General features: G+C 41.8%; 16 protein-coding genes and 1 riboswitch. Of the genes, 12 read left to right on the top strand and 4 right to left on the bottom strand.

The features are described from left to right. Window positions 1-129: 129 nt before the first annotated feature. From MKX82_RS17905 to MKX82_RS17895, 3 genes are all read left to right on the top strand, one after another. Window positions 130-5,211 (top strand): PA14 domain-containing protein, encoded by a 5,082-nt coding sequence (locus MKX82_RS17905; RefSeq protein WP_341078908.1) that lies wholly within the window; start codon window positions 130-132, stop codon window positions 5,209-5,211. A gap of 189 nt (window positions 5,212-5,400) precedes the next feature. Beyond that, window positions 5,401-5,502: riboswitch (purine riboswitch) on the top strand. 114 nt (window positions 5,503-5,616) lie between these two features. Further along, window positions 5,617-6,225, top strand: coding sequence for a xanthine phosphoribosyltransferase (locus tag MKX82_RS17900; protein WP_233315739.1), 609 nt, complete (start codon window positions 5,617-5,619; stop codon window positions 6,223-6,225). Between the two features lie 4 nt (window positions 6,226-6,229). Continuing rightward, window positions 6,230-7,531, top strand: a complete 1,302-nt coding sequence (locus MKX82_RS17895) for a nucleobase:cation symporter-2 family protein (protein ID WP_233315738.1) — start codon at window positions 6,230-6,232, stop codon at window positions 7,529-7,531. Between the two features lie 123 nt (window positions 7,532-7,654). Here the strand turns inward: MKX82_RS17895 and MKX82_RS17890 are convergent, their stop codons facing one another. Beyond that, window positions 7,655-8,458 (bottom strand): pepsin/retropepsin-like aspartic protease family protein, encoded by an 804-nt coding sequence (locus tag MKX82_RS17890; RefSeq protein WP_341078905.1) that lies wholly within the window; start codon window positions 8,456-8,458, stop codon window positions 7,655-7,657. A 407-nt stretch (window positions 8,459-8,865) separates the two neighbouring features. Here MKX82_RS17890 and MKX82_RS17885 point away from each other — a divergent pair, with 407 nt between their 5' ends. Together MKX82_RS17885 and MKX82_RS17880 are read left to right on the top strand one after the other, a co-directional pair. Continuing rightward, a complete protein-coding gene (locus MKX82_RS17885) occupies window positions 8,866-10,047 on the top strand; it encodes a NupC/NupG family nucleoside CNT transporter (RefSeq protein ID WP_341078903.1) in 1,182 nt (393 codons plus the stop codon). Window positions 10,048-10,185: 138 nt separating this feature from the next. Continuing rightward, window positions 10,186-11,244, top strand: coding sequence for a M42 family metallopeptidase (locus tag MKX82_RS17880; RefSeq protein WP_341078900.1), 1,059 nt, complete (start codon window positions 10,186-10,188; stop codon window positions 11,242-11,244). A 30-nt stretch (window positions 11,245-11,274) separates the two neighbouring features. Here MKX82_RS17880 and MKX82_RS17875 read toward each other — a convergent pair whose 3' ends face one another. Then, the gene (locus MKX82_RS17875; protein ID WP_341078898.1) at window positions 11,275-11,763 is read right to left on the bottom strand and encodes a sigma-70 family RNA polymerase sigma factor; all 489 of its coding nucleotides are present in this window, start codon (window positions 11,761-11,763) and stop codon (window positions 11,275-11,277) included. 288 nt (window positions 11,764-12,051) lie between these two features. Here MKX82_RS17875 and MKX82_RS17870 point away from each other — a divergent pair, with 288 nt between their 5' ends. Next, window positions 12,052-13,377 (top strand): UDP-glucose dehydrogenase family protein, encoded by a 1,326-nt coding sequence (locus MKX82_RS17870; RefSeq protein ID WP_341078897.1) that lies wholly within the window; start codon window positions 12,052-12,054, stop codon window positions 13,375-13,377. A gap of 30 nt (window positions 13,378-13,407) precedes the next feature. Here the strand turns inward: MKX82_RS17870 and MKX82_RS17865 are convergent, their stop codons facing one another. Further along, a complete protein-coding gene (locus MKX82_RS17865; RefSeq protein ID WP_233315733.1) occupies window positions 13,408-13,614 on the bottom strand; it encodes a hypothetical protein in 207 nt (68 codons plus the stop codon). Between the two features lie 177 nt (window positions 13,615-13,791). Here MKX82_RS17865 and MKX82_RS17860 point away from each other — a divergent pair, with 177 nt between their 5' ends. The 5 genes from MKX82_RS17860 (at window position 13,792) to MKX82_RS17840 (ending at window position 19,028) form a co-directional block, all read left to right on the top strand. Beyond that, entirely contained in the window at window positions 13,792-15,483 is a 1,692-nt protein-coding gene (locus tag MKX82_RS17860) for a spore germination protein (RefSeq protein ID WP_233315732.1), read from the top strand. Next, window positions 15,480-16,697 (top strand): Ger(x)C family spore germination protein, encoded by a 1,218-nt coding sequence (locus MKX82_RS17855; protein WP_341078892.1) that lies wholly within the window; start codon window positions 15,480-15,482, stop codon window positions 16,695-16,697. Before MKX82_RS17860 ends, MKX82_RS17855 begins: the two co-directional genes overlap by 4 nt. Then, the gene (locus MKX82_RS17850) at window positions 16,694-17,806 is read left to right on the top strand and encodes a GerAB/ArcD/ProY family transporter (RefSeq protein ID WP_341078891.1); all 1,113 of its coding nucleotides are present in this window, start codon (window positions 16,694-16,696) and stop codon (window positions 17,804-17,806) included. The genes MKX82_RS17855 and MKX82_RS17850 overlap by 4 nt, the downstream gene beginning before the upstream one ends. A 256-nt stretch (window positions 17,807-18,062) precedes the next feature. After that, window positions 18,063-18,446 carry a VOC family protein gene (locus tag MKX82_RS17845; RefSeq protein ID WP_233315729.1) on the top strand — a complete coding sequence of 128 codons (384 nt, stop codon included), beginning with the start codon at window positions 18,063-18,065 and terminating at the stop codon, window positions 18,444-18,446. 108 nt (window positions 18,447-18,554) lie between these two features. Further along, the gene (locus MKX82_RS17840) at window positions 18,555-19,028 is read left to right on the top strand and encodes a hypothetical protein (RefSeq protein WP_233315728.1); all 474 of its coding nucleotides are present in this window, start codon (window positions 18,555-18,557) and stop codon (window positions 19,026-19,028) included. Between the two features lies 1 nt (window position 19,029). Here the strand turns inward: MKX82_RS17840 and MKX82_RS17835 are convergent, their stop codons facing one another. After that, window positions 19,030-20,655, bottom strand: a complete 1,626-nt coding sequence (locus MKX82_RS17835) for a PucR family transcriptional regulator (protein ID WP_341079578.1) — start codon at window positions 20,653-20,655, stop codon at window positions 19,030-19,032. A gap of 159 nt (window positions 20,656-20,814) precedes the next feature. Here MKX82_RS17835 and MKX82_RS17830 point away from each other — a divergent pair, with 159 nt between their 5' ends. After that, complete coding sequence (locus MKX82_RS17830; RefSeq protein WP_341078890.1) at window positions 20,815-22,176, top strand: aspartate aminotransferase family protein; 1,362 nt, start codon at window positions 20,815-20,817, stop codon at window positions 22,174-22,176. Window positions 22,177-22,478 lie beyond the last annotated feature (302 nt).

Below are 22,478 nucleotides of genomic sequence, written 5' to 3'. Positions count from 1 at the left end.
TTCAAAAGAATTATTAACAAATTTCGGGTAATATTGCATAATTATAGAGGGTTTATCGCTAAGACTATTTTATCAGACGAATCTTTTTAGGAGGTGTCTTGGATTAAGAAGTTTTTACCCGTAACATTTATGGCTTTAGCATTCGGAATTTCGGGGTTATTTATTCCGGCTAGTCATGATGCAGAAGCAGCAACTGCTGCAAAATGGTCTGTTAGCTACTATAACAATACGAGCATGTCAGGAACTCCTGTCGTAAAAGAGGAGATTTCCCAGAATGAGCTCGGCTTGAAAGTAGAGAACGGCACTAATTCTCCGGCAACCGGAGTGAACAGCGACAACTTTTCTGCTGTTTATCAGTCCGACCAAGTGATGCCTGCAGGGAAGTATATCCTGCGGACAAGGGCAGATGACGGCATTAGAGTTTATGTGGATGGCAAGAAGGTTGTGGATGACTGGACTGCAAGCAGCTATTGGAAAAGTGAGAAGTCCAAAGTGATTACAGTCGCAGACATTAGCGGTCAATCCAACAAACAGCTTCACCGCATAAAGGTAGAATACTATGATAAGACTGGCGGCAGCGGCCTTGAGGTTTATCTTCATCCATATGAGGATGAAACAGAGGATTCCAGCTGGCTAGGACTCTATTATTCTAATAAATCGTTTTCTGGCACTCCCGCATTAGTGGAAGGCGGAGCGACAGCTGGCACTAAGCTAGATCAGCTCCTGAAAGACTGGGGGCGTGAAAGCCCTGCGGACGGCCTGCCTGCAGACAACTTCACTGCAACTTATTTAAAGAAGTTGGCTGGTGGCAAGGATTATTTTGTCCAATCTTATGCAGATGATCAGATTGAAGTGAAAATTGGGAGTCAGACAGTAATCAAGCAAAACTACAACTCATCCGGCGCTATTAATACAGGTGTCGCAACAAATGTTGGCTCTGGAGAACAGACGATGAAGGTAAATTACCTTGAAGCGACTGGCAGAGCGAGATTTGCTGCTGAAGCAGTCGAATTTGGCGACTGGATCGGCTGGTACTATGACAATACCTCTTTAAGCGGAACTCCGAAGAGACAGAATGTTATTCAAGGAAACGGCAAGTCCCTCAAGGTGGAAAACGGTTCAGGATCCCCGATAGAAGGCATTGGCAAGGATAACTTCTCTGTGAGATATTCAACAGCTCAGCATATAAAGGCCGGCAAGTATATCTTGCGAACTCGTGCTGATGACGGCATGCGGATTTATATTGACGGCAAATTGGCTGTAGACAGCTGGAAATCAAGCAGCTATTGGAAAAGTGAACAAGCGCATATGATCGAAATAAAGGACAAGAGCACAAGTGATGCTTCTAAGAAGGATGTCCATGAAATTACGATCGAGTATTATGAGAAAACAGGCGGCAGCGGCCTTGAATTTTACTTGAATACTATTCAACAAGAGGCTGCAGCTAATAAATGGTTTGGCTTATATTATAACAATACCTCTTTAAGCGGGCTTGCTTCTGTTATTGAGGGAGGCGCTACTGCTGGAACAAAGCAGAGCCAGCTTTTCCATAACTGGGATAAGAACAAGCCGTATCCAAACATCAATGAGGATAATTTCACAGCAAGCTACTATAAGCTTCTTGATGGCAGCAAGGATTATTATATCCAGACATATGCCGATGACAGAATTCGTGCAAAGGCAAATGGCAACACCGTCATCAATCGCTGGAGCAACTCCTCTGGAATAATGGATACAGGAATTATTACGGATCTTGCATCCGGCAATAATCTGCTTCAAGTCGATTATATGGAAGCAGGCGGCAGAGCAAGAGTAGCGGGAGACGCAGTGCCGCTGGGCAACTGGATTGCCTGGTATTACAACAATACGAATTTAAGCGGCTTCCCGGCAGCACAAAATACAATTTCAAGTGACGGCACTTCCTTGAAGGTAGAGAACGGATATGGTTCACCTGTTAGTGCGGTTGGCGGCGATTATTTCTCCGCAAGCTATTCAACTGCCCAAAGAATTAAGGCAGGCGACTATATTTTACGTACAAGAGCTGACGACGGAATGCGTGTTTATATTGACGGCAAGCTTGCAGTCGACAGCTGGAAGTCAAGCAGCTACTGGAAGAGCGAACAGACTCATGTCATCTCTGTAAAGGATCATACAACAGGGAATGCAGACCATAAAGATATTCACACCATACGAATTGAGTATCATGAGGAGACAAAAAGCAGCGGATTGGAATTTTATCTGCAGCCTGCGAGTGATGAGCTTGAAAAGGACAGCTGGCTAGAGCTTTACTACAATAATACGAGTCAGTCTGGAACACTGGTAAAAGCAGTCGGCGGTGCTACTGCAGGCACTAAGGTGAAGGAGCTTCTTCATAATTGGGGAACAGGCAAGCCTTATACAGAAGTGAATGCAGACAACTTCTCTGCTAAGTTCATGAAGCTCATTGAGGGCGGCAAGGACTATGTTATTCAAACATATGCAGATGACGGAGTAAGAGCAACGGTTGATGACAAGACTGTCATTAACCGCTGGAGCAATTCTTCCGGAAAATCAGATTTTGGAACAATCACAGGTTTAAGCACTGGAAATCACCGTTTGACTGTTGATTACTATGAAAGTACCAACAATGCAGGAATCGCAGCAACTGTGGCACCATTCGGAAACTGGATTGCATCCTATTATAACAATACATCTCTGACTGGTATGCCTAAGTCTGTCAAGACTGTTTCTGGAAATGGACAAAGTCTGAAGGTGGAAAATGGCACAGGCTCACCAACTGCAGGGATTAATGCAGACAACTTCTCTGTAAGCTACAAGACAGCACAAAGGATAACTGCTGGTTCGTATATTTTGCGCACAAGAGCAGATGATGGAATTCGTGTTTATCTTGACGGCAATCTTGTTGTGGACAGATGGAAATCAAGCAGCTATTGGAAGAGTGAAACAACTGATATTATTCAAGTTAATGATCGCACTTCAGCTTCTGCTTCTGACAAAAATGTTCATACCATTGAAATTCAATACTATGATCAGACAGGCGGCAGCGGTCTTGAGTTCTATTTGCAAAACGCAGATAAGGAAGTTGAGAAGGACAGCTGGTTCGGTCAATTCTACCCGAACAGCACATTGTCTGGAAATTATGTAAATATAGCAGGCGGAGCGACATCCGGCAATAAGCTTGATACCATTCGCTATAATTGGGGTACGGGGCAGTCCATCTCAGGCCTTTCTGCAGATAACTTCTCTGCTCGCTTCAGAAAACTGATTGCAGGCGGACAAGATTACTTTGCACAGGCGTTTGCTGATGACGGCATCCGCATGAGCCTTGATGGCAGCAAGTTTATCGATAAGTGGACGAACTCTTCAGGAGACATCTACCGTGCAACATTGCCGAAGGTCTCTAGCGGTAATCATACCGTTACTGCTGAATACTATGAAAATACCGGAAAAGCATCTCTGTTTGCTGATGTAGTCCCATTTGGAAACTGGATTGTCTATTATTATGACAATATGGAAACATCTGGTGCTCCTGTGAATGCGAAAGTGCTCAATCCGAACAGCAACAACGGCTTTACAGAAGATTTCGGCTATGATGCGCCGATGGCAAATGTGCCTGCTAATAACTATTCAGCACGTTATGTTACGGCGAAGCGCCTGACTGCTGGCGATTATTATATCAACACAATTGCTGACGACGGAGTGCAAGTGCTTGTCGACGGCAAAGTTGTGATCGACAGATGGAGTGCTGGCAACAGCAAAAATGATGCAGTTAAGCTTTCTGTCAAGAATGGGGCAGAAGGAGATATTCACTGGATTGAGGTTAGATATCTTGAACAGACAGGCAAATCGAATATTGACTTTACGATTACCCCATTCAATGAGAACAGCTTAATCAATAAGGATACTTGGACAGTTCAATATTATCCGAACGTCATTAATCCAAGCAGTCCTGTATCTTCCACAGGACTTGTGGAAGTCGATCAGGAATCTGACGTGAACTTCAATTGGGGTTCAGGCTCGCCTGCTAAGAGTATTCCAAATGATAACTTCTCAGCAGTTATGAGCAAGCAAGTCTACTTCTCTAAGAGCACGAACTATGACTTCACTGTTAATGCAGATGACGGTGTCATTCTGCTTGTCGATGGAAAGACTATCATCGATTCATGGGTAGCGAAGAAGGGCGAGCGAGAAGTAAAAGCGAAGTACATGGACAAAGGATACCACACTGTAACAATCAAGTATTTCGAGAGCACTGGCAACGCAAATCTCAGCCTTGATATTAGCGAATCGGTGAAGCAAGAAGTAATTAAAACATACAGTGACTTTTCTCTTACCCTTGACCAAATGACGACAATCCAGAGCAATTCCGCTCCAAAAACAGACAAACGCTATGACATCTACTTGCGTGAAGATGCTTTTTATACGAAAAGCAATGGCAGATTAGCTGTTGAGGGCGGCTGGAATATTCGTACAGGTCCGGGGGCGAACTACAGTGCACATGATCTTCGCTTCCAAGCAGGAGACAGTGATTTCACAGTCCTTAGCACAGTAAAGGGCACGGACGGCATGAACTGGATGAAGCTTGGCGGATGGGTTCCGCCTTCCATAGCGGATCTGAAGTATTATATCAACCCATCTAACTTCCAGGGAACGCTGAAAGCACAGCTGCAATTCGCTAAGCTTTCTGATCCGGGAACAATCAATGTGACTGAAGTAAACGAGAAGGTTCTTACCGGAAAAGGTATTCTTGCTGGAAAAGCGAGCAGCTACCAAAAAGCTGCAGAGCAGTATGGCGTTAACGCCGTTTACTTGATGGCACACTCCTTCTTGGAAACAGGAAACGGAACGAGCCAGCTTGCAAAAGGCGTCACATACAATGGCAAGACAGTGTACAATATGTACGGAATTGGCGCAACAGACAATAATGCCGTTTCAGGCGGAGCAGCTTTCGCGTACAGCGCAGGCTGGTTTACACCAGAAGCAGCTATTATTGGCGGTGCTGAATTTGTGCGAAAAGACTATATTGACAGAGGTCAAGATACTATATATGAAATGAGATGGAATCCTGTCGGAGCAGCTGCAAATGGATATGCTACACACCAATATGCAACAGATATTGGCTGGGCATCTAAGCAAACATCCAGCATGTATAATATTTATAATATACTAGAGTCATATAGTATTACCCTTGACATACCAAGATATAAATAAGAGGAAAAGCCGCCGATAAATTTGGCGGCTTCTTCTTTTGGTTGCATTTCCCAGCATTAGTCTGAAAAACCGGCTAAAGACAGTGACAGCAAGGTTTTTATCCTGTGCTTCCGTGTTGGACTTTGTCGAATATTCTTCGTTTTTGTAAAAATTCAGTTTGCAAAAGTCCAATCTTCGGATATAATTTCTATATAACATTTATATTCATCTCGTATAATAGCAGGGATATGGCCTGCGAGTTTCTACCAGATAACCGGAAATTATCTGACTACGAGTAAGCTATTAATAATAGGATGCTATTTTCTTTAGGGAATAGTGTCATTAATTCTGCTGGAGAACAGCACGCTTACTCTTTTTTAAGTAAACGTGCTGTTCTCCTTTTTATTTTTCAGGGGGATGAACGCAATGAAGCTACTAACAGACAAAATTGAAAGAGAAGGCATTGTGCTCGACAGCAATGTGCTTAAAGTAGACTCTTTCATCAATCATCAAATGGATCCACAGCTTATGAATGAGATTGGCTTAGAGTTCGCAAGAAGGTTTAAAGACGCAGGAGTCACAAGAATCCTAACGATTGAATCTTCCGGCATTGCACCTGCTATTATGGCGGGCCTAGCGATGAATGTTCCCGTCATTTTTGCGAGAAAAAGAAAATCTTTGACGTTAACAAGCGATTTATATACATCGACTGTTTATTCTTTTACAAAGCAGGAATCCAATGAGATTACTGTATCGAAAAAATATCTTTTAAAGGAAGACCGTGTCTTAATTATTGATGACTTCCTTGCAAACGGACAGGCAGCAATCGGTCTGGCAGATTTAGTAGAACAAGCTGGCGCTGAGGTGAGCGGTATCGGTATTTTGATTGAAAAGTCCTTCCAGCCTGGTGCTGATGAGATTCTTAAAAAAGGATATCGTTTGGAGTCATTGGCAAGAATCGCTTCCCTGCAAGAAGGAAAAGTGAAGTTTGCTGCAGACAGAGAAGTGCAAAGCATCTATTCAGGAGGTTACTAATTATATGGGCAAGGAATCTTTAAAGACATGGTCAATAGGCTTTCAACACGTTCTGGCAATGTATGCCGGAGCAGTGCTAGTTCCATTGATTGTTGGCGGAGCGCTGAATTTAACATTTGAACAATTAACCTATTTAGTATCAATTGATTTGCTGACATGCGGTATCGCTACATTGCTGCAAGTTTGGAAAAATAAATTCTTCGGGATTGGTCTTCCAGTCATGCTTGGCTGTACATTTACAGCAGTAGGACCGATGATTGCAATTGGTGCAAATCATGGAGTAACTGCTATATACGGAGCGATTATCGTTTCAGGAGCTATCATTATTATTATTTCTTCCTTCTTTAGTAAGCTAGTTAAATATTTCCCGCCTGTTGTGACAGGCTCTGTCGTAACCATCATTGGTTTAACATTGATTCCTGTCGCTATTAAGGATATGGCAGGCGGCGAAGGCAGTGCAGACTTCGGTGATCCGAAAAACCTGCTGTTGTCTTTCGGTGTGTTAGTGTTTATCCTGTTGCTAAACAAATATGCAAAAGGCTTTATTAAAACTATCTCCATTTTAATTGGATTAATCGTTGGAACAATTGTTGCAGCGTTCATGGGCTTAGTCAACTTTGCTGAAGTTGGGGAAGCTTCCTGGGTTCACGGCTTAAAGCCATTCTATTTCGGAATGCCGACATTTAATTTTTCAGCTATCTTAACAATGACACTTGTAGCAATTGTCAGCCTTATTGAATCGACTGGTGTATATTTAGCTCTTAGCGATATCACAAAAACAAAGGTATCAGAAAAGGACCTTGCAAGAGGATATCGTTCTGAAGGGATTGCCAGCGTAATTGGCGGTGTGTTCAACTCCTTCCCATACACAGCTTACTCACAAAACGTCGGGCTTGTACAGCTGACAGGAGTAAAAACAAAAAGCGCGATTTTCTCTGCTGGTATTATCCTTGTTATCCTAGGCTTCCTGCCTAAAGTAGCAGCAGTCACAACCCTAATCCCAACAGCAGTGCTGGGGGGAGCATCGTTAGCGATGTTCGGTATGGTTTGTGCATACGGTATTAAAATGCTGGGACAAGTTGATTTCAACCAGCAAGGAAACCTGCTTGTTGTCGCATGCTCAGTCGGATTAGGTCTTGGTGTGACAGTAGTGCCAGATATCTTCAAAGAAATGCCTGAAACAATCCGCATTCTGACAGAAAGCGGCATTGTAGCAGGAAGTGTTACAGCTATTGTGCTGAACATCTTGTTTAATCTATTGCCAAACAGAAAACCAGCAGTTAAAGCAGAAGAAAAGACTGCATGATTTAAGGAGCCCCTTCATTAATTTGAGGGGTTTTTTGTTTGTTTATAAAAAAAGGATATTAAATAAAAGAAAATTAGTAGAAAATCTTAGTTATCTAGTTCCGAAGATTTTCAATTGTATAACTTAATCATTGCTTAAAATCGCCCATTTGCTGTTAGGAAAGTCAAATATCCAATTTGCATTACTTATCGTGTTATAACCTATTATTAGTTGGATTGGCTGTTCCATATGCTCAATAAAATGGGACAAATCCGTAGCAGCCACTAATTGCTTTTGAAAAACATGCCCTCCTATTTCAATGGCTTCCATATAATAAATAGGGATTTCTGTATTTGTTTCACTTAGACCTGATGCTAATGCTTTGCCATCTATTTCTTGAAACATTTCTGGATAGCTATTGATAAGTGAACTATCAACAACATTAATATTAGCTCCTGTATCCCATAAAGCATGAACTTTCATACCATTAAGAATTCCTTCTATAAAGGGAAGAGAATTATCAGCTTTTATATGGTGAAAAAGAATATCTTCTCCTTCTTCCAAAGGTGAATCAATAACTATTTGAGATTGATCGAAGCGAAAATAGCATTTATGTTCTAAGAAAAAATCTATTCCTAGTATATTGGTGAATGTTCCCGTTTCATCCTTGATTGATGCTACTTCAAAATCCACTTTGCTAATCGGACCGACTCTTATTGAAGAAACACTAATAGATTCTATTTGATGTTCGGAAAAGGCTCCTATATAATCATTGGCCTCATTTTTTTGATAAGATGCTAAACTATCATCTTCTAACATGATAGTTTGATTGGAGCCTGTATCTAGCTGAAAGCGGTGTTCTTTTCCATCTATACTAGCTTTTACAAATAAAGTCTCAAAGTCGCTTATTTCCTCATCTTTAATCACTAATAGGTTAATACTATTCAAATAATCTCCTCCTAATCTTCAAAAGTATATTTTATCATAATTTATCCATTTTTCTCCAAAAGCTTAAGGTTTGCTCTCCGAAAGGCATAGTGCTTAGTTGATAAAGGTGCTCAAAAATAATCAGACAAATAGAAAAAAACAATAAAACAAGACTAACATTTGACATCTCCACTGATTTAATTCTATAATTCAAATTCTCTCCAATAAAAGGGGGGATAAACAATTGTTTGAATCACAAAACTATATAAATCTTGTGAATTTACTATACTTTTTTGAAGAATAGAACTTTTGTTTATTTGCTTAAAAGCAGTGACATTCCTGCTCCTTTCCAGTATCATAAAAAATTGTGTACTATGTGCGAATCTATTATTCAACATTTGTGAATAACATCCAGGAGGGAAAGGGAAATGTCTATTTTAATAGGAATAATTGGGCTGCTTTTAACATTGGGCTTGTCATATCTTCTGTCAAATGATAAAAAGGCCGTTAACTTTAAAGCGATTCTTATTATGATTGTTATGCAATTATTAATAACTGTTGTGATGTTCAAGACAACTTTTGGCTTGAAGATTATTGAAGCTACTTCTAATGGTGTGTCGAAAGTACTTAGCTTTGGTTATGAGGGAGTCGACTTCGTTACAGGCGGTCTTGTTGATGAAGGAGTAAGTGTATTTTTCCTTAATGTACTGATGCTGATTATCTTTACATCCACATTATTGTCTGTGCTGACTCATATTAGAGTTCTGCCATTGGCTATCAAATATATCGGCGGAGCATTGGCGAAGCTTACTGGTCTTTCTAAGGTTGTAACTTTCAACAGCATTAACTCTATTTTCTTTGGACAGTCAGAAACTATTTTAGCGATTAAATCGCATTTGGATAAAATGAATGACAACAAGCTGTTCGTTGTATCGACTTCTGCAATGGCAAGTGTATCTGCTTCTATCATGGGTTCATATATGAATATGATTCCTGCGAAGTATGTATTGATTGCCATGCTGCTTAATGCGTTGTCTGCCCTTATCATTTCTACATTGTTCTGCCCGATCAAAAAGGAAGAGGACGAGGAAATCAACATTAAAGAGGTTTCTACAACGAATTCTATTTTCGGAGCAATCTCTGCAGGAGCTCTTGATGGTGGACGAGTTGCTTTAATTGTTGCGGCAATGCTTGTTGCTTATGTAGGTTTACTGGCACTAATCAACTCTTTCTTTTCAGCAATCTTCGGTATTGGCTTTACAGGAATTCTAGGCTATATCTTTGCGCCAATCGCTTGGATTATGGGTATACCAGGCCATGAAATCCTTGATGCAGGTTCTGTTATGGGTACGAAGCTTGCGGCTAACGAATTCGTTGCGATGCTGCAGTTCCAAGAAATGATTCCAAATCTGTCTGAGAAGACGGTCGGTATTGTTTCCACATTCCTAGTATCATTTGCTAACTTTTCTTCCATTGGTATTATCTCTGGGTCCATCCAGGCAATCAATGGTGAAAAAGCGGATGTTGTTGCTAAATTTGGTTTAAAAATGCTGCTTGCAGCAACTCTATCATCTGTTCTAACTGCAACAATAGTTGGGTTATTTATATAATGTTTAAAAGGCTGGTGCCAAACACCAGTCTTTTTTTTATTATTATATTGATTTTTCTGAAAAATAGCTTACGATAAAGGAAGGCGGAATTTATTTCGGATATAGAAATAAGGCTGAAATTATCGGAGGTGGAACAAAGTGATAGAATTATTGAAGGAACTGACAGCACTGCACGGACCATGCGGTTTTGAAGACGATGTTGCGGCATTTATTGCAGCACGCCTGCGCGGCACTGTTGATACAATTGAAGTGGACGGTGCTGGTAATTTAATAGTCACGAAAAAGGGCAGCAAGCCAGGACCCAAAATTGTCGTTGCTGCACATATGGATGAAGTAGGCTTTATTGTCAAAAAAGTAGAAGACAATGGTTTGATTCGCTTTGAGAAATTAGGTGGCCATGATGACAGAGTCCTTCTTTCGCAGCGAGTACAAATCAAAACTGGCAGAGGTCTGCGTTCAGGGGTTATTGGCACCATATCTGCTCATATGGTGAAGTTTGATGATGTGCAGAAGGTTCGTTCTCATAAACAGCAATACATAGACGCAGGTGTTACAAGCAAAAAAGAGGCAGCGGAACTGGGGATTGAAGTGGGTGATTCGATTGTTTGGCAGCCTCATTTCGACCTGTTAACAGATAAAAGAATCAGCGGCAAAGCTTTTGATGACAGAGCAGGCTGTGCCGTGCTAATTAAAGCGCTTGAGGAACTTGATGCAACTGATTTTGCAGGAGAAATTATCGGCGCCTTTACTGTTCAGGAGGAAGTCGGCTTAAGGGGAGCAAGGGTTGTTAGCCATCAGACGGATGCTGATGTGGCAATTGCTCTTGATACGACAGCAGTCAGTGATACTCCTGAGGAAATGATGGATAAAACACTTGCCTTAGGTGCTGGCACCGGTATTAAAATTATGGATTTTAGCTTGATTTCTAACAGGAAGGTAAAAGAGCAGCTCCAGTCACTGGCAAAAGAACACAGCATTCCTTATCAGCTTGAAGTGTTTCCTGGAATTGGAACAGATGCAGGAGAATTAAGCCTTGCGGGTAAGGGGATACCGACAGGAGTGCTCTCTATTCCTTCCAGATATGCACATTCTCCAAATGAAGTGATTGATATAAAGGATTTAGAAGCGACAAAGGATCTCTTGAAGGTATTTATTCTTCATATGAGAACAGCTAGTGAATATAAATTTATGATTTAACACTTGAGGATGGCTCCCGAGCCGTCCTTTTTACATTTGCTGGGCAAGAATTTTACGCAGCTTTTCTACCGCACCTTTTTTCCAAGCCTTCACTGCTGACTTGCTGACATGCTCTTTTGCAGCAATTTCAGCTATTGTCAACTGCTGGATGGAAAAATAGCTGACCCACTTTGCTTCTTTTGCAGTAAGTGTACTGCACAATGTTTGAATATAGTGCTCATCTAGAGTCAGCATGTGACTTCCAGCCGTTTCCCAAAATGCCTCCTCAGGGTATACAGTCTGCTGTTCCTCTTTAGAACGGCGTTTCAGTTCATCGAGAAATCTTCCTCTCATATACATATACAAATAAGAGTGAAACTTTCCTTTATCTTCTTTATAGTTCTGCCATGCTTCCCAGATGCTGATAAGGCCAATTTGCACAAACTCTTCTTTATTTTTATAGATAGATAGTTTTTTCAGCAAATGGTGAATCATCGGTGTATACTGTTCGGTTAACAATTGATAGTCTTTGTCATTCAACAGAAAATCCCTTTCGAAAAAGCGCTTTTTCTTGTTAGTTTCCTAGGTGCTTTCAATATATAAGAAATATTAACAGGCTGCGAATAGTGGAAATCTATTTTAGACAAAAGAAGTGGGTGTGAAAACTAGGTAATTGCCATGATAGCTGTTGTTTGCCTTAGGCGATAGGGTTAGTTCATACAACCTTTACAAAGATGACGAATTAGCTTTACAAGCCACTGCTAAAATGAAGGAAAAAGATTGCAATCGGGTTTATAGACAATAAAAAGATGAGGGAGTTTCGATCGAATGGAGATTACAGTAGCAGGAACAGGGTATGTAGGATTAGTGACTGGCGTATGTTTGGCAGAAGCAGGCCATGTAGTGACATGTGTTGATCCCATTCAGGATAAGATTGATTTATTGAATAAAGGCATCTCTCCTATTTATGAGCCGCAGCTAGATGAGCTGATCGTCAGAAATAAGGATGCTGGCAGCCTGTTTTTTACAACAGACCATAAATCAGCATATGCAAATTCAAGTGTCATCATCATCGGTGTCGGTACACCAGAAAACGAGGATGGCTCTGCTAATCTTACGTTCTTATACAATGTGGCCAGACAAATAGCCGAAAATGTACAAAGAGACTGTTTAGTAGTGATTAAATCGACTGTTCCAATCGGTACAAACGATAAGGTCGAAGCATTTATAAAAGAGCATGTGAAGCGTGATATAAACGTTGAGGTAGCCGCAAATCCGGAGTTTTTGGCACAAGGCACTGCTGTCAGAGACACACTTCATGCATCGCGAATCGTTATCGGTACAGAATCAGAGAATGCAAGACAGCTCTTAACACAAATTTACCAGCCGTTCCAGCAGCCAATTCTTAATATGGGACGCCGCAGTGCGGAAATGGTCAAGTATGCGTCCAATGACTTTCTGGCACTTAAAATCTCCTTTGTGAACGATATTGCCAATCTATGTGAGGCAGTTGGTGCTAATATTGATGATGTTACGAAAGGGATGAGCATGGACAGCCGGATTGGGGACAAATTTCTGCAGGCTGGTATTGGTTACGGTGGCTCATGCTTCCCGAAGGATACGAAGGCGCTGCACTGGCTGTCTGAGGAAGAAGGCTATGTTCTTCGCACTGTGAAGGCAGCGATTGAGGTTAATGAAAAGCAGAAGTTTAAGCTCATCAAAAAGGCAAGGAAAGACTTTGCCAGTTTTGCTGGCTTGAAGGTGGCTGTTTTAGGTGTCACTTTTAAGCCGGGAACAGATGATTTGCGAGAAGCTCCGTCTATTCCGAATGTTCGCTTGCTTTTGAACGAAGGCGCATCTGTGCATGTCTATGATCCGGTAGGAGAACAGAATTTCAAAAAAATCTACCCGACCGAAGTGGCTTTTGCATCAACCATAGAAGAAGCGTTGCAGGATGCAGATATTTGCTTTGTGTTTACAGAGTGGCCGGAAATCAAGAATGCTCCTTTAACTTTGTTTACAGAAAATATGAAAACGCCGTACGTATACGACGGCAGGAACTGCTATGCACTTGCGGAGGCAGAAGAAGCTGGAGTCCATTACCACTCCATCGGCCGTCCGTCTGTGAATGAAAAGGTTTTGCAAAAAATTTAATAAAATAAAAGGTGGAAAATGAAGCAAAGATTAGGATTCGAGATTCTTTTGCTTCATTTTCTTTTTTGTTTTCTCCACAATCATCTTTCCCCATTTTTTTAAAGCAGTGCCATTCATCAGTCCCCAAATAATTACAGGTGCCATGACGTTTAAGGCAAGCACGGTGTAGACAATCACCCAGATGAACCACTTGGCATTGAGGACATATTCGTAAATCCATGTATGATATAAATTCATTGGCAAATACTCCTTAATAAGTAAAATTCTATTATAGCAATTGGAACTATATTCTATTTAATCAACAAAAGCAGTCATAATTATACATTTTTCAACAAAAAGAATAGAGAAGCATACAGTTGGTTATGAAGGATAAAAGAAGCTGTGAATGATACGCAGATTAAAGGATGATGAATAATGGTAGCAAATAATACACCTCAGCGAGATTTCACCTATTCACTAACCTATAACAGTTCCATCATTAAGGAGCTTCTTGGCGGCAGTGCCGATTTTATTGAACGGAAAGTAACCTTTTTAGAAAAAAAGGATGTTCATGCTGCTTGTTTTTATATTGACGGTCTAGTAAATACGCAAATTATTGAAAAGATAGTGCAATCCCTGATGTTTGAAGGAAATGAGGTCATTATCCGCAATGACTTGGATACTCGTGATATTGAGAGGCTCTTAGAAGAGCATGTTCTTATGAACACTAACTTCATTGAAACGACAGAGCTTGAGAGTGCTATAAAATCGATTTTATCTGGTGACACAGTGCTGCTTGTTGAAGGCTGCAACAAAGCCTTTCAAGTGCCGACAAAAGGCTGGGCGCAAAGAGGAGTATCAGAGCCTCAGGCAGAGCAAGTTGTGCGCGGTCCGCGGGATGGCTTCACAGAAAGCATTCGAGTTAACACTGCTCTTGTGAGAAGAAGGATACGAGATACAGGCTTTCGTCTCGAAGAGCTGAATGCAGGGAAACGTACAAAAACAGACATCAATATTGCCTATATAAATGGAATTGTTAAAAAAGGGCTTGTCGATGAAGTGAAGGAACGTCTGAATAGAATTGATATTGATGGCATATTAGAAAGCGGTTATATTGAGGAGCTGATAAGGGACGCACCATTATCTCCTTTCACGACCATCATGAGCACCGAACGTCCTGATAAGGTCGCTTCCTCGCTTCTAGAGGGCAGGGTGGCGATTTTTGTTGATAATACACCCTTTGTTCTTGTTGTACCAACTTATTTCTGGGAGTTCCTGCAGGCGAGCGATGATTATTATTTAGGTTTCATGGCAGGAAGCTTTTTTCGAATTGTCCGCTATACAGCCTTTATTCTCAGCTTAACATTGACGTCGATTTATGTGATGCTTGTCAGCTTTCATCAAGAGATGATTCCAACCCCTCTCGCGTTAACAATCGCTTCAGGGCGTGAGGTTGTCCCCTTTCCTGTCTTGCTGGAAGCGTTGTTGATGGAGCTGACCTTTGAGCTGATGCGGGAAGCTGGTTTGCGCATGCCAAAACCAGTCGGCTCGGCTGTGAGCATCGTTGGTTCTCTTGTTATTGGGCAAGCAGCTGTTCAGGCCGGCATCGTGTCACCATTTATGGTCATTATCGTGGCGACAACCGGGATATCCTCTTTTGTAATTCCGAACTACTCAGCCTCTTATTCAATCCGGCTGATACGATTTCCGTTGTTAATTGCATCAGGTACATTAGGATTGCTTGGCTTTGCATCAATGTTTGCACTTATAGCAATTCACGCCTTAAGCATCCGCTCATTTGGCGAATCCTACTTAGCACCAGCAACGCCTTTTCAGCCGCAGGACCAGAAGGATACTATTTTCCGCATGCCATGGTGGGCAATGAAGAAGCGCCCTCAATTAGCAGACAATGATACTTCTAAGATTGGGGAAAGCCAGCTGCCTCAGCCTCCAAAAGGAGATGAGCATGGAGAAAGCACCCATACGAAGGCAGAGGAAACCTCTGAGCGGAAGGAGCCGGAGAGCAATGCCGAACAGCAGTCAGAAACGAAAGAGGACAGCGGTGGGACAGGCATTAAACAGCTGAAGAGACGAAAGTCACCAAAAGGAAAAGGGGATGAGAAATGATGAAAAAAACCATCCTTTTTCATGCGTTGCTGTCTGTTGTTCTTTTGCTTGGGGCATGCTCGGGCAAGCGGGAAATTAGCGATTTAGCTTTAGTGATGGCAGTTGGCCTTGATAAAGGAGAAAAGGAAGGGACAGTTAAGGTAACAGCCCAAGTAGCCAGACCTGCAGATGCCCGGGGCCAGACAGGAGCACCATCAGGTCAATCAGGAGAGCCAGTTTGGACGGTGGAAACAGAAGGCTCATCGATTTTTGAAGCAATCCGTCAAATGTCGAGCATGTCATCACGAAGGGTTTTTTGGGCTCATAACTTTATTATTGTCATTAATGAGGAGGTAGCGAAGGAAGGAATCGGGGATGTTATCGATTTCTTCACACGTAACCCTGAACTAAGAATGAGAACATGGGTAACTGTAACACCAGAGAAAGCGAATGAAGTCATTTCTACCGTTACAAGTCTTGAAGTAATCCCAGGCGAAGCGCTTGCAAAGCTGTTTCGCTACACAACCATATCTAATCAGGCGCCGAGAACAGTGATTATGGACTTGTTAAGTGCTTATTTAAGTGAGTCGACAGAGCCGCTGCTTGCGAGGGTTGCCTTTGAAACGAGTAAAATTGACAATAAAGCACCTGATAAAGGAGCACAAACGAAGCAGGTCGTCTTAGCAGGGGCCGGTATTTTTAAAGGGGATAAGCTTGTGGGAACATTGAAGCCAGAAGAGTTGAGAGGGCTGGTTTTGTTCAGAGAAAAGCTCGATTCAGGTGTGGCAGTAGTGAGCTGTCCTGATGATCCAAATACGCCTCTAAGTGTGGAGTTAACAAATCAATCCTTTAACGTGAAGCCAAAATATAAGGATGGTGACATCAGCTATGATGCGTCCTTTAAAGCGCATATCCGCGTTGTGGAAGCAGGCTGTTCTCTTGACCTGTCTAATAAAAAGCATGTAAAGAAGCTCGAAGACAATGTGGAAAAAGAGCTGACAAGTCAAATAAAGACAACAGTGGATAAAATCCAAAAAGATTACGGAGCAGATGTATTGGAACTAGGGAAGGTTTTTCAAAACGAATATCCATATGAGTGGAAGCATTATGCTAATTCTTGGGATGAAGTATTTCCAACTGTAAAGATAAATTTAAAGGTTAGTGCAAAAGTAGAGAGCGGATCCCTGCTTTATAAGCCGACAACATCAGGCAAAAAGGAGAAAAAGGAAGAATGAAAGTACAAATAACAAATGGCATGTTCATGGCATTGATTATTAATATGCTTTATGCGAAGTCAATTGGACTGACACAAGGCATTATGGCAAGGGAAGTGGGTGGAGATATATGGATATCCACGATATTTTCTTCGATTCAGGGCATTGTCATTATGGCAATTGTGATTTTTGCGATTAAGCGGCTCCCGAATGGAGATATGATTGATCAGTATGGACAGATACTAGGAAAATGGATTGGCAAAGGGGTCGCAGCCCTTGTATTTTTGTTTTTCTTAGGTGCATATGGCACGATAATGGCTACTTTCGTTTACCATTTGAAAGATTATTTTTTGCCTGAAGCTCATACTATTTTGTTCATTGTTGCTGCCTTTCTAATTGGGTCATATGCCATTCATTTTGGCATAGAAGTAATTGCAAGAATGGCGCTTATCGGTGTTTTCTCTGTGATGGCGTTGAATATTTTGCTTCTGGCAGGATCGATTAGTGAATTTGATATTAAAGAGCTGCAGCCAACCTTTGACTCCGGCTTCTTCTCAACATTATGGGCAAGCAGGCATCATGATGCAGACTGGGCAATGGCGACAATGATGGCTTGTATGATTCTTCCCCTTGTCAGAGATAGTGCGACATGGATTCGATCAAGTACGTCTGGGTTGATTTTCAGCGGTGTCATCATCGTCATGTGGCCGATTTTAGAGGTTGGTGTTCTGTCGCCAGAAGTTGCTGCACAGTATATTGTGTCTTGTATGCAAATGGCCAGAAGTGCCGAAATCGGTCTATTTTTGCACCGTTATGAAATGATTATGATTGCCTTTTTCGCGCTGTCCATTTTAACACAAATTATGATGACGTTTTTATGCTCCTCTATAGCTGTTCAAAAAATCATCGGCTTAAAGGATTATCGTCCTGTAATCATTCCTGTTGGTCTTGTTCTAAGTGCCTTTAGCTATTGGATGATAGGCAGTCATCATCGGGCAATGGGCATCATTGAGAAGGAATGGGTTCTTGTCAGCCTCAGCATTGCCATAGGACTGCCTGGGATGCTGTTTGTATTAGGAGCGATATTTAAGAAAAAGCTTAAAAAGAAAGAGGATGCAAAAACAGTCTAGGATAAAAAGGATGAAATTTAGTGGAAAAATCATTTGCTGCAGGCTGCTTTTGGGGCACCATTATATCAATACCAATTTGGATTCTTGTCATTTGGCTCATCATTAAGCTGTTGTTTTAGCCTTGTTGCTTAAAGGCTTATCCTTTTATGTTTTTTATGTAAAATACATCGTTTAACAGCATATAGTTAAGAAAGAGAGGAGGAAGCATAGAGATAACGTACATAAAAAAGAAGAATAAAATGGGGAGGAGATAAGGTTGAGTGAAGTGTTTATCCCAAAAACGATGATTAATGGCAAGGTAGTCATCTGGACATATGTCGAACATCTTCAGAGTGCTGTAGAGTGGTATTCTTATATTTTAGAGCTGGAACCTACAGAAAGACATGATGCCGCCTATTTCTTTACCATAAATGAATATACAAAATTGGCCTTATGCAACCGTTATTTGAGAAATCCAATAAACCAGCTTCCAGTCAATGATTGCCTTGATTTGCAAGCTGATGACATCTTTGCGGCACATGAGCAGCTAAAAGAAAAGGGTGTGCTGGTCGGTCCTGTTGACAATCCATTCCCCACATACTATGAGTTTTATTTTGTAGACATAGAAAATAACAAAATTAGAATCCATGGCTTTGCTTGAATTATTGAAAGCGTTTTAAATATTTAAATGTTGATTCTTATAACGGTACGGGCACCAAATTAGGCGGGCAGCATACAGTAAAGCATAAAAACTGAAAGGGGATTATGCATGTATTATCCGCCTATTAATCCATACAATGTTGCAAATGAACAAGATCCATATCGTTTAAACCAAATCGGAGGAGGATCTTTCTTTCCTATTCCTGGTGGTCCTCCGAGCGGTCCGCCGCCATTTTCTCCAGGAGGACCTTCCTTCCAGCCGGATTTTGGGGGACCTTCTTTCCAGCCAGATTTTGGAGGAGGTTCAGGAGGCGACCAATATGGTCCTCCATCAGGACCGCCGCCTACCTTTACACCGCAGCTTCAGGGACCACAAGGACCACAGCTATATGCAGTTGATCCTGGTTCTATGAGAAGATGCAGATTCCGCTACACTTATGTGTGGCTGCGCAATGGCAACTCATTCTGGTTCTATCCTACTTATATCGGCAGAACTTCTGTTGCTGGATGGCGCTGGAGAAATAACCGCTGGGTGTATTACGGAACAGATGCAGACCGCATTTCTTCCTTCCAATGTACGTAAATTAGTTCCGGCCTTCGTGAATCAGCAGATTTTCCTGCTTTTTGCGAAGGCTATTTTCAAGTTCATAGCCTTTAATTGCTGCTTCTAAAGCCAAGCGGCTCGTTGGCTCAGTAAACCCATCGCCAAGGAGACTCCGTAATTTCTCCAGCCTGTGATACAAGGTTTGCCTGACGATAAACAGCCTTTCTGCCGCCATCTTTCTGGAGCCGTTGCACTCAAAGTACACGGCCAATGTTTTGAGGAGCTCGCTGTTATTCACCTTATCATATTCAATAATTCCCCCTATATAATCCTCGATATAGCGCTGTAATGCCCCTGTTTTCTGAAGGGGGAGCAACAGCCGGTATATGCCGAGATTGTCGAAAAAAGGGCTGATTATTTCGGCCTGTTTTCGTAAATGCAGGACGTCATTTGCCTCTTCATAAGCCTTTGTCACAAGCTCAAGGCTCGAGTAAGACGAGCTTATTCCAAATAATTGACCATTCAAAAGCTTAGCACACAGCTGAGTCAGCTTTACACGGAGCTTTTCCCATTGGCCATTAGTATTTACATTACTGGGACTAGAGAAGATGATACAAATAATTTCATGTGGATGAACTGAAATGATAGGAGAATATCCTTCCTTTTGCAATAATGTCCGCAGCATCATCGCCGTATGCGTGTTTTGAAAATCCGCTTTGCTGTTCATGAAGCTAAGCTGGTTTTGATGTGTTGGAATACACAGAAGTCGGTAAGCTGCATTTGCATAATAGGTAGGCAAGATAGAATGAAAACGATTAAAGTCGACAGAGTCGTTGGACAAGCAGGAGCGAATGAAATCCTCTTCTAAACAATGCTTTTTTTCTGCTAATTCTTTATAGCGCAGAGTCACTTGTGATATGGCAGTTGCCGCTCGGTCAAGTACAAGTGTGGAGAAATCATGATGGATTTGATCAGCTTCCATTAAGACGATATAGCCCCACACCTGGTCAAACATCCGAACTGCTGCTGAAAGAAGGATGTCATCATTATGCTCCATATATGGCCGATTCTCTAAGTCTAGTTCCTTTATAAAAAACGCAGCTTCCTTTTTATTAACTGGATAATATTGAATAGAGTCTGGTGAGAGAAAGCAGACTGGCTTGTGAAAATACTGGTAAACAGCCTGCAATATTTTCATGATGCCGTTAGGCTGCAAGGAAAGGGAGTGAAATTCCGTTGACAGCCGGTCAAGGTCAGTCAGCATTTCGTGGTGACTATTAATGATTGCAGTATGCAAATCCTGCGTGATTTCGACAAATTTGACTGTTTCTTCAAACACAATAACAGGATAATCATGCATCTCTGCAAGTGCCAGTGCATCTTGTGCAATCCCAAGTATGGAGGAGCCAAGCTCGATACATATGCAAGCAGTATTCAGCTTAATCAGCTTTTCTATATAAGCTAACTGACTTTTTTGACCGTGCTGCAGATTCATGCCTGTCGTTAAAATCAGCTCCTCGCCGTTTACAAATTCCTCTGCATTATTGACTTCTAATATATGAGACCACTTTACGGGACGGTTTATTCCTTTCCTCCCTGCAAGCACCTTTGCAGAATGAAATGGCTTGCGCTGCAAAACATCCTCAACTGTCAGCATCATCTTCATCACTTTAGCCCCCACTTTTGTTAAATGATTTAGCTTACTATGTTACATGATGTTAAATGACAATTATTTAAATAATCTGTAAATTAGATACTATCTTAAAAAATGGCTTGCCGTCAATCCAATTGGAGGGGCACAGGCACAAAGAAAGGGGTTATTAAAATGGATCAGCTGCGAACTGCTTCATGGACTGAAAAGGATCAAGGGAATGTTTGGCATCATATCTCTCCATATGTGGAGGAAAAGCCGGCAATGATAACAGCTAAAGGAGAGGGAGCATGGCTGACTGACCATGAAGGGAACAGGTATATGGACGGTATGTCAGGGCTTTGGTGTGTGAATATCGGATACGGCAGGGAGGAGCTCGCCCAAGCAGCATTTGAGCAGATGAAGGAGCTTTGCTATGCCCCGTTAACACAGAGCCACTTGCCTGCTATACAGCTTGCAGAAAAAATCAATGAATGGCTGGAAGGCGAATATATGATTTTCTATTCAAACAGCGGTTCAGAAGCAAATGAGGTAGCTTTTAAAATCAGCCGCCAATATCACCAGCAAAATGGGAATTCAGGCCGCTATAAGTTCATTTCCCGGCATCGAGCTTATCATGGCAGCTCCATGGGAGCGTTAGCTGCAACAGGACAGGCATTGCGGAAATATAAATATGAGCCTTTAGCGTCTGGCTTCCTGCACGTAGCACCTCCCGATCCGTACCGCCGACCTAACGGCATGACAGCAAAAGAGCATAGTAATTTAAGGGCAGAGGAATTGGAACAGAAAATTATCTGGGAGCAGAAGGAAACCATCGCCGCTGTTATTATGGAGCCGTTAATTACAGGCGGCGGCATTCTTATTCCAGATAAAGTGTATATCGAAAAGGTGCAAGAGATATGCGAGAAATATGGTGTCCTTCTCATCATTGATGAGGTGATTTGCGGGTTTGGACGAACAGGGAAAAAATTCGGTCATCAGCATTTTGGAATAAAACCGGATATTGTGACGATGGCCAAGGGGCTGACAAGTGCCTATCTGCCTTTATCTGTGACCGCCGTAAAAAAGGAAATCTTTGAGAAGTTCAAAGGAACTGAAGAGAATGTCCATTTTCGCCATATCAATACATTTGGCGGAAATCCATCCGCCTGTGCTGTCGCTTTGAAAAACCTTGAAATTATCGAGGCGGAGAATCTGGTAGACAGATCAGCAGAAAAAGGCTCCTTTCTTCTCAAGGAGCTGCTGCCCCTTGCCGAGACTCACCCGAACATTGGGGATGTCCGCGGATTAGGAATGATTGTCGGCATCGAGCTTGTTGCTAATAAACAAAGCAAAGAGCCAGCACCGTCTGCTTTTGCTGCCAACATTGTTCAAGCGTGCCGGCAGGAAGGACTAATTATTGGGAAGAATGGCGACACTGTCGACGGCTACAATAATGTGCTGACCATTTGTCCGCCCTTATCAAGTACAGATGCAGATCTCATGTATTTGATTGGGACATTGAAGAAAGTATTGGCTGAGAATATTTGTAAGTAGATTGTAAGATTATCTGCCATTAATAATATTAATGAATAACGGATGCCATCATGGGGGAATTTGCCTTATTCCATTGGTATTACTGGCATGAAGCAAGATAAGAGCTTGTTCTCCTGTTCGTAATGAAGCTAAACTTGATTGAATACTATATAGACTAACAAATAATTACCAATTATAATTTATGAAACTATTCCTTAAATTGTAAGCTTTCCTTCCACCAATGAATCTTCGTCCTAGACTTACCATAAAACTCCGAGTAACAAGAATACCCAATAGATCAATAGGAAGTAAATCCTTCCCTA

The sequence above is a fragment of the Niallia sp. FSL R7-0271 genome (genome assembly GCF_038005785.1).
GTDB lineage: Bacteria > Bacillota > Bacilli > Bacillales > Cytobacillaceae > Niallia.
This window is presented reverse-complemented; position numbering and strand designations above follow the sequence as displayed.

What these genes read in the sequence shown, in the direction of transcription:
- MKX82_RS17835 (WP_341079578.1), bottom strand. Translation starts at nt 20,655, where the DNA reads ATGAAGATGATGCTGACAGTTGAGGATGTTTTGCAGCGCAAGCCATTT.
- MKX82_RS17860 (WP_233315732.1), top strand. Translation starts at nt 13,792, where the DNA reads ATGGTAGCAAATAATACACCTCAGCGAGATTTCACCTATTCACTAACC.
- MKX82_RS17885 (WP_341078903.1), top strand. Translation starts at nt 8,866, where the DNA reads ATGTCTATTTTAATAGGAATAATTGGGCTGCTTTTAACATTGGGCTTG.
- MKX82_RS17840 (WP_233315728.1), top strand. Translation starts at nt 18,555, where the DNA reads ATGTATTATCCGCCTATTAATCCATACAATGTTGCAAATGAACAAGAT.
- MKX82_RS17865 (WP_233315733.1), bottom strand. Translation starts at nt 13,614, where the DNA reads ATGAATTTATATCATACATGGATTTACGAATATGTCCTCAATGCCAAG.
- MKX82_RS17870 (WP_341078897.1), top strand. Translation starts at nt 12,052, where the DNA reads ATGGAGATTACAGTAGCAGGAACAGGGTATGTAGGATTAGTGACTGGC.
- MKX82_RS17895 (WP_233315738.1), top strand. Translation starts at nt 6,230, where the DNA reads ATGGGCAAGGAATCTTTAAAGACATGGTCAATAGGCTTTCAACACGTT.
- MKX82_RS17850 (WP_341078891.1), top strand. Translation starts at nt 16,694, where the DNA reads ATGAAAGTACAAATAACAAATGGCATGTTCATGGCATTGATTATTAAT.
- MKX82_RS17855 (WP_341078892.1), top strand. Translation starts at nt 15,480, where the DNA reads ATGATGAAAAAAACCATCCTTTTTCATGCGTTGCTGTCTGTTGTTCTT.
- MKX82_RS17830 (WP_341078890.1), top strand. Translation starts at nt 20,815, where the DNA reads ATGGATCAGCTGCGAACTGCTTCATGGACTGAAAAGGATCAAGGGAAT.
- MKX82_RS17900 (WP_233315739.1), top strand. Translation starts at nt 5,617, where the DNA reads ATGAAGCTACTAACAGACAAAATTGAAAGAGAAGGCATTGTGCTCGAC.
- MKX82_RS17905 (WP_341078908.1), top strand. Translation starts at nt 130, where the DNA reads ATGGCTTTAGCATTCGGAATTTCGGGGTTATTTATTCCGGCTAGTCAT.